This window comes from Flavobacterium oncorhynchi (assembly GCF_002217355.1).
Taxonomy (GTDB): Bacteria; Bacteroidota; Bacteroidia; order Flavobacteriales; family Flavobacteriaceae; genus Flavobacterium; species Flavobacterium oncorhynchi.
Map to the genome: position 1 here is coordinate 16,719 of NZ_MUHA01000024.1, position 14,088 is coordinate 30,806.

Sequence of the window (14,088 nt, forward strand, 5' to 3'; positions counted from 1 at the left end):
TTTAAAATTAAAATATCAATCTTAAATAAATAATAAAATATAGTACATTTGAAATGCGTTATAGCTTTTTAATCAAAAAATACATTTATGTTGAAAATTAAAAACTTACTTTCTACATCTCTTCTTTTAATACCACAATTTTTCTTTGCTCAATATACTGATGTAATAAACTCAAACAGACCTGGCGAAACTATGTCTGCTTATTCAGTTGGAAAATCTGTTATTCAAGCAGAAATTGGCGTTTATGGTATTAAAGAAAAACATGATTTACTAGACTACGACGCGAGTGGTTTTGGTACGGATTTTACAATAAGATATGGTGCTTTTTTAGAACAGTTAGAATTTATTGTTGATTTGCAATATCAAATGGAAAACTTTGATACTCCATACACCAGCTACAAAAAAAACAATTTCAGACAAACTGTTTTAGGGGCTAAATACTTAATTTACGATCCTTACAAAAATTATAAAGACGAAGTAAACATCTACAGCTATAAAGCCAATCGCAGTTTTAAATGGCGTGAGCTAATTCCGGCAGTTTCAATATTTGCAGGAGCAAATTTTGTTGGTGCGGACAATCCTTATTATTTCTCTCGTGATGGCGAGATTTCTCCAAAAGTTACCTTGGTTACACAAAACTTATTTGGAGGCGGAAGATGGGTTTTTGTAACCAATATTATTGCTGATTATATTGGCACTGATTATCCAAGTTATGGTTACGTATTAACTTTAACACACGGATTTAATGCAAAATGGTCTGGGTTTGTTGAAAATCAAGGATATAAAAGTGATTTCTACAGTGATGCAATCGTTCGCGGCGGCGCAGCTTATCTTTTATCGCCAAATATGCAGATAGACGCTTCGATAAGTACAAATTTTAAAAATACTCCATCTGTTTTATATGGCGGTGTTGGTTTTTCTTGGCGTTACGACGGATGGTATAAAGAAAAACAAATCGAGCTAAAAAATAATGAAAGGGCTAAAAAGAATCCTGAAAATGAAAAAGAAATAGATTATCAGGCAAGAGAAAGAAAACGCAAGGCTAAGTACGAATAAATTTTAATAACCAAACTCTCTGAGCTAAGAGAATTTTTATAATACCACCTTAATGATTACAATTAAAGAAGCTAAAACTAAAAAAGAATTAACCGAATATATCAAATTTCCGTTTTCGTTATACAAAGACAATCCATATTGGGTTCCACCTATTATTGCTGATGAACTAGAGTCTTTTGATAAAACCAAAAACCCTGCGTTTGATAATGCCGAAGCTTACTTTTATCTTGCTTATAAAAACAATGAAATTGTGGGAAGAATTACAGCAATTATCAATTGGGCCGAAGTAAATAATCAGCATAAAAGAAAAGTTCGTTTTGGATGGTTTGATGTAATTGATGATATAGAGGTTACAAAAGCATTACTCGAAAAAGTATATGAATTAGGAAGAAAACACAACCTTGAACATGCCGAAGGCCCAATGGGTTTTTCTAATTTAGACAAAGTTGGTGTTCTTACAGAAGGTTTTGATCAAGTTGGAACGATGATTACTTGGTACAATAATCCATACTATGTAACTCATTTTGAAAAACTAGGTTTTCAGGTTGAAAAAGAATACATCGAAAGTATATTTCCATTTTCGAATGTAAAACCAGAATTTTTTCTTAAAGCACAAGCCTTAATTAAAAAACGCTACGAACTTAGAGCTCTTAATTTCACTAAAACAAAAGATATTATGCCGCATGTCGACAAAATGTTTGATTTGTTTAATGAAAGTTATGCCAAATTAGCTTCGTTTGTTGCGATTTCAGATGTTCAAAAGGAGTATTTTAAAAAGAAATATATCAGTTTTATCAATCCTGAATACATAAAATTTGTAGTTGATAAAGATGATAACTTAGTCGCTTTCAGTATTGTTATGCCAAGTTTTACCGAGGCACTGCAAAAAGCTAAAGGAAAACTTTTCCCATTTGGTTTTCTTCATCTTTTAAAAGCAAGAAAGAAAAGTAAAGATGTAGTTTTTTACCTTATCGGTGTTCACCCAGATTACCAAAACAAAGGGGTTACCGCAATTATTTTTGATGAATATTTCAAAACTTTCTCTGAAAAAGGAATTGTAAATTGTATCAGAACTCCAGAATTAGCAGAGAATACTGCAATTCATTTACTATGGAAAAACTTTGATCCAAAAATTCACTGCCAAAGAAAAACATATTTGAAAAATCTTTAAAAAAATTAGCTATCGAAATAGGCATTTCGTTTTAAACATAAAAAATCCATTCGCAATAAACGAATGGATTTTTTGTATCAATGACATTTTTACTATTCTACTTTACAATCTACTTTAGTCAATGTATTTTTCTGATCAAACTTTAGTTTGGTTTTATCCTTAAAAGTCACTTTATCATTAGCTTGAATAACATCTCCAAATCCTTCTATTAACGCTCCGTCTTTTTGCAGAAATGCAACTTCTCGCACAGATGAAACTCCTTCAGAAGTAAAAGTATAATCAGCAATAAGCGTATCGCCTTTCATGTTTCCAATTAGAGTTCCTTCATTTTTATCTTTTCCAGATATATTATAGTTTAATTTTCCGTTTACCTCTTGGTGCGAGTTTACATTAAAACTCAATTCAATCACATTTCCATTTGTTCTTAAAGCATAACATTGATCACCTGCTGGTTCTTCTATTTGAGCCTCTTTTGGAGCGCTTGGAGTAATTTGAACCGGTTCTGTATCTGTTGTTTTTTTACAAGAAACTAAAACAGTCAAAATTAGAGTCGTTAGTATAAGTAGCTTTTTCATAATTATTAATTTTATTTTCTGATTACAAATTTAAAGTTACTTCAAATAAAAAAAATCCATTCGTATAACAGAATGGATTTTTTTACATAATTTCCATTTAAGGAAATATTATTTTTTAAATTAACTACGAAACGTCAACAGTTGTACGCTCTGCAATTTCTTTATAAGTTCCGCTAACTAATTTTTCGCGAATCGCTTCAAATGCAGTTAATGTTTCTTCAATATCAGCTAAAGTATGTGAAGCTGTTGGAATCATTCTTAACAAAATAATTCCTTTTGGGATAACTGGATAAACAACAATAGAAAGGAAAATACCGTAATTTTCTCTTAAATCGTTTACCATTACCATTGCTTCAGGAATACTTCCTTCTAAATAAACTGGTGTAATACAAGTGTTAGTATCACCAATATTAAATCCTTTTTCTTTAAGTCCGTTTTGCAATGCATTTACATTTTCCCAAAGTTTATCTTTGATTGAAGATGAATTACGCAATAATTCTAAACGTTTCAATGAACCAATTGTTTGGATCATCGGAAGCGCTTTAGCAAACATTTGCGAACGTAAGTTGTATTTTAAATAATCAATAATATTTTTATCTGCTGCAACGAAAGCACCAATATTAGCCATTGATTTTGCAAAAGTCGAGAAGTAAACATCAATATCGTCTTGAACTCCTTGCTCCTCACCTGCTCCAGCACCTGTTTTACCAAGAGTACCAAAACCGTGTGCATCATCAACTAATAAACGGAAATTGTATTTTTGCTTCATTGCAACAATTTCTTTCAATTTACCTTGTTGTCCGCGCATTCCAAAAACACCTTCAGTAATAAACAAAATACCACCGCCAGTTTCTTCTGCCATTTTTGTAGCACGCTGCAGGTTTTTCTCCATACTTTCAAGATCATTGTGCTTGTAAGTAAAACGTTTACCCATATGCAAACGAACTCCGTCAATGATACAAGCATGCGAATCAACATCATAAACAATGATGTCATTTTTAGTTACCAATGCATCAATGATAGAAACCATTCCTTGGTAACCAAAATTTAATAAATAAGCTGATTCTTTCATTACAAAAGAAGCCAATTCATTTTCTAATTGCTCGTGGTAAGTTGTGTGTCCAGACATCATACGAGCTCCCATTGGATAAGCTGCTCCAAATTGAATTGCTGCATCAGTATCTGCCTTACGAACTTCTGGGTGATTTGCTAAACCTAAATAATCATTTAAACTCCAGTTTAGGATATTTTTTCCGTGAAATGTCATTCTAGGACCTAACTCTCCTTCTAACTTTGGGAAAACATAATAACCTTCTGCTTGAGAAGCCCATTTTCCTAAAGGTCCTTTATTTTCTTGAATTCTTTCGAATAAATCTTTTACCATAATATAGTGTAGTAATATTTTTAACTTAATCAGCGAGCAAAAATAATCATTATTATTCTAAAATTCAGACAGTCATTTATTTTTATTTAAAAAAAAGCCATCATTCATAAATATTTTTTTTTGCATTTGAATTCTACAAATCAAGAAAAAAAAACTCAAAAACCAAAGTTATCAATATTGTAGTTTATAGTATTTTTTTTATATTTGATACTCAAAGTATTCTTTCATATATTTTTTTAACAGTCTGATTTAGTTTTAGTGCTGTTTTTTATTTCTGTTTTTTTATCCCCGAATAGCTGCCTTTTTTTTGAATAGTATAAACATTTTGAGTTAATATAATTTTACCAAAAAATGATAATTCTACAATTAATTAAGCGAAACATTAGTAACCATTCTATGACTTTTATCATAATAAAAGACAAAATAGTCTTTTATTTTTGATTAAAATTTAAAATGAAAACAAAACCAATTACTTATGGAAAAGAAACATACCATTCAGATTAAAATGAGTCTCTTTTTAAGCTTACTCTTTATTGCTCTTTTTTTAGGAAGCTGTAAAAAAGAAGAAGCTAAAAACTATGCAGATATCATGACCGAAGGAGAAATGAATGCAGAACTTACTGCACCTCCTATGGTTCCAAAACCAGTTGGAAACAGAACTGCTATGAAGTTAAAACTTAACATGGAAATTAAAGAACAAGAAGGTACAATGACCGATGGCGTAAAATATACGTATTGGACTTTTGGAGGATCTGTACCGGGAAGTTTTATTAGAACACGTGTTGGAGATGAAGTCGAATTTCACTTAAAAAATCATCCAGACAACAAACTGCCTCACAATATAGACTTACATGCCGTAACTGGTCCAGGTGGTGGTGCAACCTCATCACTTGTGGCTCCGGGACATGAAAAAGTCTTTAGTTTTAAAGTAATTAATCCAGGCTTATATGTTTACCATTGTGCTACTGCTCCAGTAGGAATGCATATTGCAAATGGTATGTATGGTTTAATTCTAGTAGAACCTGAAGGCGGACTTCCTCCTGTTGACAAGGAATACTACGTTATGCAGGGAGATTTTTATACTCAGGGAGAATATGGCGCAAAAGGATTACAAGCATTTGATATGAACAAAGCTGTAAAAGAAACTCCAGATTATGTAGTATTTAATGGAAAAGTAGGAGCTTTAACAAATGGCGGCGAATTGACTGCTAAAGTAGGCGAAACTGTTCGTTTATATGTTGGTAATGGAGGTCCAAACTTAGTTTCCTCTTTCCACGTTATTGGTGAAATATTCGACAGTGTTCATGTTGAAGGCGGAAGTGTAATTAACAAAAATGTTCAAACTACCTTAATTCCTGCCGGCGGAGCTGCCATCGTCGATTTTAAAGTTGAAACTCCGGGAACTTTTATATTAGTTGATCACTCTATTTTTAGAGCGTTTAACAAAGGAGCTTTAGGAATGCTGAAAGTGGAAGGAAAAGAAAACAAAAACATTTACTCAGGAACAATTCAAGAAGGTATTTATTTACCTGAAGGCGGAACTATTCAGAAAATGCCTGGAGGATCAGCTGCAAAAACAGCAATTCCAAAACGTACTGTTGCTGAAAAAATTAATATTGGAAAAGAAATTTTTGGAACGACTTGTTTTGCTTGTCACCAATCTGAAGGACAAGGAATCCCTGGTACTTTCCCTCCTCTAGCAAAATCAGATTATTTAAATGCCGATCCAAAACGTTCTATCAATACTATTTTACATGGTTTAACCGGAGAGGTTACTGTTAATGGTAAAAAATACAACAATGTAATGCCGGCTCAAAATTTATCTGATGATGAAATAGCAAATGTTCTTACTTACATCTATAACAGCTGGGGTAATAATAAAACCGAAATAACACCAGAAATGGTAAAAGCGCTAAGATAACAGCAACATTTTTCGCATGAAAAAAAATATTTTCATTCTTATTTTTTTCTTGATGCTTACAGGATTAAAAGCTCAAGAATCTGGAATGGTTCCGATAAAAGAGGGCTCGTTTGTCCCTCTTTACGGAGCCACCACCAAAAAACCTGTAGTTGTAAAATCGTTCTACATGGATATTTATCCTGTTACAAATAGTGAGTTTTTAAACTTCATCAAAAAAAATCCTTCGTATGCAAAATCTAAAATAAAAGGGATTTTTGCTGACAAAAGTTATTTGTCGTATTGGACTAATGATTTTGATTTTGGAAGTGCAAATCCTAAATCACCAGTAACAAGTGTTTCTTGGTTTGCGGCCAAAAAATACTGCGAATGCCAAGGAAAAAGATTACCTACAATGGATGAATGGGAATATGTGGCTATGGCCGATGAAAAAAAAGTCGACGCCAGAACTAAAAAACAATTCAACGAATACATCTTATCTTGGTATGAGAAATCGAGAACATACGAAAATCAAATTGGAAAAACTTTCAAAAATTATTGGGGAGTTTACGATATGCATGGTTTAGTTTGGGAATGGACATCCGATTTTAACAGCATTTTTTTATCTGGAGAATCGAGAAAAGACAAAAGCAGCGACAAGAATTTATTCTGCGGAAGCGGTTCTGTAAATGCAACAGATTTGATGGATTATGCGGCATTTATGCGTTACGCTTTTAGAGGAAGTCTTAAAGCACAGTATTCTACTCGAAATCTAGGTTTTAGATGTGCCAGCGATACAAACCCAAAACGATAACTTAAATTACTTTCAAATGAAAAAAACAATAATTGCTGTATTTATTCTCTTACTCTCTTTGCAAAGCTGTAAAGAGTCTGACAAGAAAAAAGATTCAGCACCAGTAAACAAAGAGATTAGTGATTTATCAATTTACAATTTGCCATCAAAATGGACAACTCAGTACGGGAAAGATATTGAATTGAAAAGTCTAAGAGGAAACGTTCTTGTTATGGTAATGATTTACACTAGTTGTAAAGCTGCCTGTCCAAGATTAGTAGCAGATATGAGAGATATTGAATCAAAACTTGATAAAAAAAACAAACAGCATGTAAAACTTATCTTGGTGAGTATTGATCCCAAAACTGATACCCCCGAAAAACTAAAAGATTTTGCAATTGCCAATAAAATGAATCAAGATCCCTGGCTGTTTTTACGTTCATCAGAAGAAAACACTCGTGAGTTTGCAGCAGTTTTGGCTGTTAATTACAAGCAGATATCTCCCATAGATTTCTCACATTCTAATATTATAAGCGTTTTTAATCCAGATGGAGAATTGATATTTCAGCAAGAAGGTTTGGGCGTAAACAATGATAAAACCATAACAACAATAAATCAAGAAGCAGAAAAAATTTAGAAATAGTAAATAGGTTGATTAGTAGAAAAACAAGAGTAGATTTTAGGAATGGATCGGCTCTTGTTTTTTGTTTATAAAGCCTTTAGATAAATGTCGCCCCGCTGGGGCTTTTACATATCGCAAACAAACATTCTATAAATATATCGTCCTGCTGGGACTTTTTTGTTTTACGAATGACCTTTTCTTATTGACATCATCATTAAAACTAATCCCAAAACAAGAAGCAAGCTAAATATCAAAATACTTTGATAATAAAACTCCATCGTGCCTTTTCCAAAAAAGAAAAGCCCTCCTTGAAAAAATAACAAAACTTCGGTAGCAATATATCCTAAAATAAAGCACTTTGCTCCATTTTTCATTAAAGAAGAATTACCTGAAAGCATCTTATTTTGGACTAAAATTCCAAACAAAAAACCAGTTATAATTCCTAAAGTTGTTAAGTGAATAAAGCCAATTACAAAATTTCTGATTTGATGTGAAACTTCGGCAATATTTGGGAAAATTGTCAATAATTGAATTCCTATTTTCAGGAATAAAGAACACAAAGCCAAACTATAGAACAACATTGCAGTTCGATTCAAATTGGCTTTAAAATCAATTATTTGAGGTTTCAGCATTTTGTAGAAGTAAATAAAAGCGAACAATTGCAGTATCACTCCAAGAATATTAATCCAATTCAAAATGTTATTTTCCACAAACCATCGAATAGGAAATGCAACTGTTAAAAAGATCGAAACGACCAAAAGAGAGTAAAACATCTTAAACTTTTGTTCCTCAATTACATGCTGAAACTGTTTTAAAAACAGAGCTAAAACGGCAAACAAAAACCAGCCGTTAAACTGAAAATGGAGAAAAAACTGAATTGCTATTTGATAAAATGCACTTTGCTTGCCAAGCGTACTAACTGCAGGACCTAAACACCAAACCCCAAAAGTGGACAAAACCATAAATAAAACAGCCGTTTTTAAAAATCTGACTGCAGGAGTTTTGTCTTTAAAACTATCTTTCCAAACCAATCTGCAAAAAAGATAACTCAATACAATATGCATGGTTGAAAAAATGATCGAAAACAAGGCATAACCCTGAACAGGAAAAGTAACCATCATTCCGATAACTGCAATTTCGGTACACCAAAATAAACGACCATAAATAGGCCTCTCACTTTTTTCTTTCGGAATAAAAAAGTGTACAATTAAAACATAAACCATCATATAAACCCAGCCCAGCATCGCCACATGAGAGTGCGCATGCAACAGAAAACTATAGTTTATGAAGTTTAAAGGAAAAAGATACACGTACCGCATTAACAACCCGAAAACACAAGCAATCAAGAAATTAAAAAAACAGCAGATAATCCAGTTTTTTTGAGAATACATTTTAAATAATTCCATTTTTAAGAATATTAAAAGTAGTAAATAGTTGCCATAAAAAACACCGATAATACTCAATATCTTGACATTTATCGGTGCTTTTCAACTATTAAAATTTAATCGTTATTCTACTTCAACAAATTCTTTCTCTAGAGCAACAGCTTTGGGAAACAAGATATTATTCTCTAAATGAATATGTTTATGTAAATCTTCTTCAAACTCTTTAAGCATTGCAAAAGTTACTCTGTACGTTGTACAAGCATCTGCTGGAGGCGTATAGTTATTTGTCAAGGCAGCTATTTCTCTAAAACGTTCTCCCTCATTATCATGCTCATGCATCATCATTGCAATTGGGTTGGATACCGTTCCAAAAGAAGGCTGTGATAAAACTCCATCAGATTCTTTTGTTTTAACCATTCTCTTTACAAAAGGGAATAAAACTAATTCCTCTTTTTTCATATGCTGAGACAATTCTCCTGCACAACCTATAAACAACTCATTTATTCTAAATAACTCAGGATGGTTTGCTCCGTGTACTTTGCATAATTTATCTAGGAAAGCAAGAAGTGTCTGCGATTTCTCCTCTACATAACGATGATGTGTTTTCTCAATATAATCTGCTAATAAATCTAAAGGCCAAGAATTAAAGTCTATTGAACCATTATTCTCTGATTGCAAAACCTCATAAACACTTTGCAGCAAAGCATCAGAATCTATTTTTTGTTTTTCGCATACTTCAGTTACCGTTCTGTTTCCTTTACAGCAAAAATCAATTCTATATTTTGAAAACACTGCAGCGGTTCTAAAATCCTGAGCTACAAAAGATCCTATTGTTTTATTTTTTAAATTTTCCATGATAATCAATTTTTAATTTTTATTTGTTTTTATTTTTTAAGGTCAGGTCAAATACAAACCAAGCCATTGTTATAAATCCGATTCCGAATATAGAATCTCCTATTGCGCGAAGCCATTTTAAGGTAATCATTGCCGGCTGCTGCATTAACTCAGAAGAACGAGCGTACCACATACCGTGATCGATACTTTCGATTGCCTGCCAAACTCCTATTGGAAGCAAACTCAATATTGCCATCAAGAACAAACCAATATTTAAGCTCCAAAAAGTAATTTTAAGCAGTTTAGTATTCCAGTTTACATTTCTGTATAAACTTCTCAATACAAATAATACTAAACCTATTCCCAGCATTCCATAAACTCCAAACAAAGCAGTATGTCCGTGCAATGGCGTAGTATTTAAACCTTGTACATAATAAAGTGCGATTGGAGGATTAATAATAAATCCGAAAATTCCAGCTCCGAGAAAATTCCAAAATGCCACAGAAATCATAAAATAAATCGGCCATTTGTAGTCAGCAATCCATTGTGTTGATTTTGAAATTTTATAGTTTTGATACGCTTCAAATCCAATTAAAGTTAAAGGCACAACTTCTAAGGCACTGAAAGTAGCTCCTAATGCCATAATTGCAGTTGGAGTTCCTGAGAAGTACAAATGGTGAAAAGTTCCCAAAATACCTCCTGACATGAAGATAATTGTTGCAAACAAAACATTTAATGTAGCTGTTTTAGTTTTCAATAATCCTAATCGAACAAACAAGAAAGCAATAACAACCGTTGCAAATACTTCAAAGAATCCCTCAACCCAAAGGTGAACAACCCACCATCTCCAATATTCGGCAATAGCCAGATTTGTTTGTCTCCCCCACATTAAACCAGCTCCATAAAACATGGCAATTGCAGTACAAGAAACTAGGAATAAAATGATTAGATTTTTTTCTTCTGTTTTTTTCTTTAAAACTGGTATTAATGGACGAATCATTAAAGCAAGCCATAAAAACAATCCAATCAAAAGGAAAATCTGCCAAAAACGACCTAAATCAACATATTCATAACCTTGGTGACCAAACCAAAAGTTTTGTACTAAATTCAATTTCTGCATTACGCCAAACCATTGTCCAGTCATTGAACCTAAAACAATTATCAATAAAGCAACGAATAAGAAGTTCACTCCAAAACATTGAAATTTAGGATCTTTCCCCGAAACTGCTGGTGCAATATACAGTCCAGTTGCAAGCCAAGCTGTCGCAATCCAGAAAATAGCCAATTGTGTATGCCATGTTCTTGTTACTGCATAAGGTAAAATTTGATCGATTGGAATACCGTACAAACCATTTCCTTCAACGCCATAATGAGCCGTTATTATCCCGAACACCATTTGTAAAACCATTAACAAACTAACGATCCAGAAGTATTTTGTAACCAATCCCATCGATGGAGTTTTACCTTGTTTAATGATTGGATCTTCTTTTGGAAGTGGAAATTCTTCTTCTTCACCCGATTTTGCATGATAAAACACTAAAATACCAACACTTAAAATCAACAAAATAATACTGACACCAGACCAAGCTAAAAGTTCTTTAGTAGCTTTATTGCCCACTAATTCATCTGCCGGCCAATTATGCGTATAAGAAATATCTGAATCAGGACGATTTGTAACTGTTGCCCATGTTGCCCAAAAGAAAAACGCATTCATTTTATGCATTTTATCTTCATCTTTAATAGAGTTTTTAGGAATTGCGTATTCCTCTCTCTGTTTATCAAATTTTGGATCATTGGTAAAAAGACCTTTATAATATTCACTCAAACCTTCAATCGCAGCAACACGATTTTCAGATATAGTAAGAACTCCTGTATTTGGATCATATCGATTGGTTCGCACATCTTTTTGCAAACGAACTTTTAAGGCCGATTGTTTTTCTTCATCAAGTTCATCAAACTTTTTATTGAAGTCCTTTTGGGCAAATTTATCCAGTATAAAAACTGCCTCACGATGAAGCCAATCTGCTGTCCAATCTGGTGCAACATAAGCACCGTGACCCCAAATTGAGCCAACTTCCTGTCCGCCTATACTCTGCCAAATATTTTGTCCGTCCTTAATTTCTTCTTCAGAAAAAATAACTTTTCCGCTATCAGAAACAATTTCTTTTGGAACTGGCGGAGCCTGCTGATAGATTTCGTAACCGTAATAACCTAATACAGAAAATGATATAGCCATTACTAAAATAAAGACTATCCACAATTTTTTTTCTCTTTTCATTTCTAATCAATTCAATAAAAGACATTTTTATCTTTTATTTGTTTTTAAAAAAACTCCAAACCTTGTTTAAAGGATTCGGAGTTTTGGTTATTTACTCAACAATCAATACGCCTTTCATCATAGCCACGTGACCAGGGAAAGAGCAGATAAATGGATATGATCCTTTTTTATCAATTGTAAACTCAATCGTATCTTCTTCTCCTCCTCCTAATAATTTAGTATGAGCAATAATTGAAGCTTTTTCAGATTCTGGAATAAAATCAGTTGCTTTTGCATCATTAGCTTTCAAAGCAAAAGCCGCTTGATCTGTACCTTCTTGAAGAATAACTAGATTATGTCCCATCGCTTCTTTTGGGATTTTACCAACATGTTTTAAGGTAAGCGTAATTGGTTTTCCTGCAACTGCTTTCAATTCATTGGTGCTAAACTGCATTTGGTCATTTCCTTCAATAACTAATACATTTTCTGCGGTTGAAGTTACAGGAGCAGCTTCTCCTTCTGTTGAAGTTTCTGTTTGCTCTTCAACTGGTGCAGTTTCTTTTTTACCGCAAGAAGTTATTGTTAAAAATCCCATTAGGATTAATAGTGAAATTTTGGTTTTTGTATTCATTTTTTTAGGTATTTATTTAATATTAATCGTTTATATTCAATGTTTTTAAAAAAAAGTCTCCTGATTTTACTCCTAATGCCAGCTGTTCAAGAGTAGTTTTGGTAAGCATCTCTAAAAGTAAACCTCTAATCTTTTTAAATTCATGATGAACTGGACACGGATGCTCTTCAGAACATTCTTTTAAACCAATACCACAGCCCTTATAAATTTTATCTCCATCAATGGCATCTACAATCTGAATTAATTTTATAGTTTTCAATGCCTCATTCGAAACTTCGAATCCTCCTCCAACTCCTTTAGCCGAATGAATTATTCCGCTTTTAGTCAAAATCTGCATAATTTTAGCCGTAAATGGTTCCGGAGAATCAATTTCTTTTGCTACATCTTTTATTCCAACCCTTATTCCTTTAGAAGATTTTGTTGCAATAAAAATAGAAGCCCTAATTCCGTACTCACACGCTTTTGAAAACATATCTCATTAATTAATTCCATACAAAATTATCTAATTTTATTATAAAAGACAAATTTATCTTTAATTAATTTTCTAAAACAAAAACTTATTTATAACCAGAATAATTTAGAAGTGCTAAAACACTTATTTGACTTAAAATTCACATAAAACCCAATTTTAATTTTAACTTTGAGAATACTAATTTTTCTAATATTGAAATAATGGCTTTAAGCAACTCAAAAGATCTAAAATTAGCTGTTCTTATTGATGCAGATAATGTACCCTACAGCAATGTAAAAGGTATGATGGAAGAGATCGCAAAGTTTGGCACACCAACTACAAAACGTATTTATGCTGATTGGACAAAGCCAAATGCAAACGGATGGAAATCTGTATTATTGGAGCACGCCATTACTCCTATTCAACAATATAGTTATACGGTTGGAAAAAACTCATCAGATTCAGCCTTGATTATTGATGCAATGGATTTACTTTATTCAGGGAAACTTGATGGTTTTTGTATCGTATCAAGCGACAGTGACTTTACCCGTTTAGCGGTGCGTCTTCGAGAATCTGGTATGAAAGTAATTGGTATAGGCGAAAAGAAAACACCAAGTTCTTTTATTGCCGCCTGCGACAGATTTATCTATATTGAAGTTCTAGACGGTGCAATTCAGAAAAAGAAACCCAAAACCGTTGTTGCTGCAGATACTAAAAAACTGGTTGAAAAACCTGCAGAAAAAGCATTGCATAAAATTGATAAACAAACCATAGAACTTATCGAAGCCACTATTGAAGACATTGAAGATGATGACGGCTGGGCATTTTTAGGTGATGTTGGAAATTTGATTGTAAAGAAAAAACCCGAATTCGACCCTAGAAATTACGGATTTTCTAAGCTTACGCCAATGCTGAAATCACTTACTGATATTCTAGAAATCGACGAAAGAGAGTCTGACAAAAAAGGCATTAAACATGTCTATGTTAGATTACGATTCAATTAATTAAAATTTTACCTTATTAATACTTTAA

13 protein-coding genes are annotated in these 14,088 nt (G+C 32.8%); 6 read left to right on the forward strand and 7 right to left on the reverse strand.

All coding sequences use genetic code 11. The features are described from left to right. Positions 1 to 87: 87 nt before the first annotated feature. Entirely contained in the window at positions 88 to 1,056 is a 969-nt protein-coding gene (locus tag B0A75_RS14930; protein ID WP_089055085.1) for a transporter, read from the forward strand. A 52-nt stretch (positions 1,057 to 1,108) separates the two neighbouring features. Continuing rightward, entirely contained in the window at positions 1,109 to 2,227 is a 1,119-nt protein-coding gene (locus tag B0A75_RS14935) for a GTP cyclohydrolase (RefSeq protein WP_089055086.1), read from the forward strand. A gap of 92 nt (positions 2,228 to 2,319) precedes the next feature. Here B0A75_RS14935 and B0A75_RS14940 read toward each other — a convergent pair whose 3' ends face one another. Together B0A75_RS14940 and B0A75_RS14945 are read right to left on the reverse strand one after the other, a co-directional pair. After that, a complete protein-coding gene (locus B0A75_RS14940; protein ID WP_089055087.1) occupies positions 2,320 to 2,802 on the reverse strand; it encodes a hypothetical protein in 483 nt (160 codons plus the stop codon). 124 nt (positions 2,803 to 2,926) lie between these two features. Beyond that, a complete protein-coding gene (locus tag B0A75_RS14945) occupies positions 2,927 to 4,186 on the reverse strand; it encodes an aminotransferase class I/II-fold pyridoxal phosphate-dependent enzyme (protein WP_089055088.1) in 1,260 nt (419 codons plus the stop codon). 505 nt (positions 4,187 to 4,691) lie between these two features. Between B0A75_RS14945 and nirK the strand changes: the two genes are divergently transcribed. The 3 genes from nirK to B0A75_RS14960 are packed head-to-tail and all read left to right on the forward strand — an operon-like array spanning position 4,692 to position 7,513. Beyond that, a complete protein-coding gene (gene nirK, locus B0A75_RS14950; protein ID WP_394335290.1) occupies positions 4,692 to 6,107 on the forward strand; it encodes a copper-containing nitrite reductase in 1,416 nt (471 codons plus the stop codon). Between the two features lie 16 nt (positions 6,108 to 6,123). Then, a complete protein-coding gene (locus tag B0A75_RS14955) occupies positions 6,124 to 6,897 on the forward strand; it encodes a formylglycine-generating enzyme family protein (protein ID WP_089055090.1) in 774 nt (257 codons plus the stop codon). Positions 6,898 to 6,913: 16 nt separating this feature from the next. Continuing rightward, positions 6,914 to 7,513, forward strand: a complete 600-nt coding sequence (locus B0A75_RS14960; protein ID WP_089055091.1) for an SCO family protein — start codon at positions 6,914 to 6,916, stop codon at positions 7,511 to 7,513. A gap of 167 nt (positions 7,514 to 7,680) precedes the next feature. Here B0A75_RS14960 and B0A75_RS14965 read toward each other — a convergent pair whose 3' ends face one another. The 5 genes from B0A75_RS14965 to B0A75_RS14985 all read right to left on the reverse strand — a co-directional run bounded on the left by B0A75_RS14965 (position 7,681) and on the right by B0A75_RS14985 (position 13,077). Continuing rightward, positions 7,681 to 8,904: a hypothetical protein gene (locus tag B0A75_RS14965; protein WP_089055092.1), complete on the reverse strand. Its 1,224-nt coding sequence runs from the start codon at positions 8,902 to 8,904 to the stop codon at positions 7,681 to 7,683. Between the two features lie 102 nt (positions 8,905 to 9,006). Beyond that, on the reverse strand, positions 9,007 to 9,738 hold the full coding sequence (gene ric, locus B0A75_RS14970; RefSeq protein WP_089055093.1) for an iron-sulfur cluster repair di-iron protein: 732 nt from the start codon (positions 9,736 to 9,738) through the stop codon (positions 9,007 to 9,009). Positions 9,739 to 9,757: 19 nt separating this feature from the next. Further along, positions 9,758 to 11,995 (reverse strand): nitric-oxide reductase large subunit, encoded by a 2,238-nt coding sequence (locus B0A75_RS14975; RefSeq protein WP_089055094.1) that lies wholly within the window; start codon positions 11,993 to 11,995, stop codon positions 9,758 to 9,760. Positions 11,996 to 12,086: 91 nt separating this feature from the next. Continuing rightward, entirely contained in the window at positions 12,087 to 12,605 is a 519-nt protein-coding gene (gene azu, locus B0A75_RS14980; protein WP_089055095.1) for an azurin, read from the reverse strand. A 22-nt stretch (positions 12,606 to 12,627) separates the two neighbouring features. After that, positions 12,628 to 13,077, reverse strand: coding sequence for an RrF2 family transcriptional regulator (locus B0A75_RS14985; RefSeq protein WP_089055096.1), 450 nt, complete (start codon positions 13,075 to 13,077; stop codon positions 12,628 to 12,630). Positions 13,078 to 13,277: 200 nt separating this feature from the next. Between B0A75_RS14985 and B0A75_RS14990 the strand changes: the two genes are divergently transcribed. Then, positions 13,278 to 14,060 carry an NYN domain-containing protein gene (locus tag B0A75_RS14990; protein ID WP_089055097.1) on the forward strand — a complete coding sequence of 261 codons (783 nt, stop codon included), beginning with the start codon at positions 13,278 to 13,280 and terminating at the stop codon, positions 14,058 to 14,060. Positions 14,061 to 14,088: the final 28 nt, after the last annotated feature.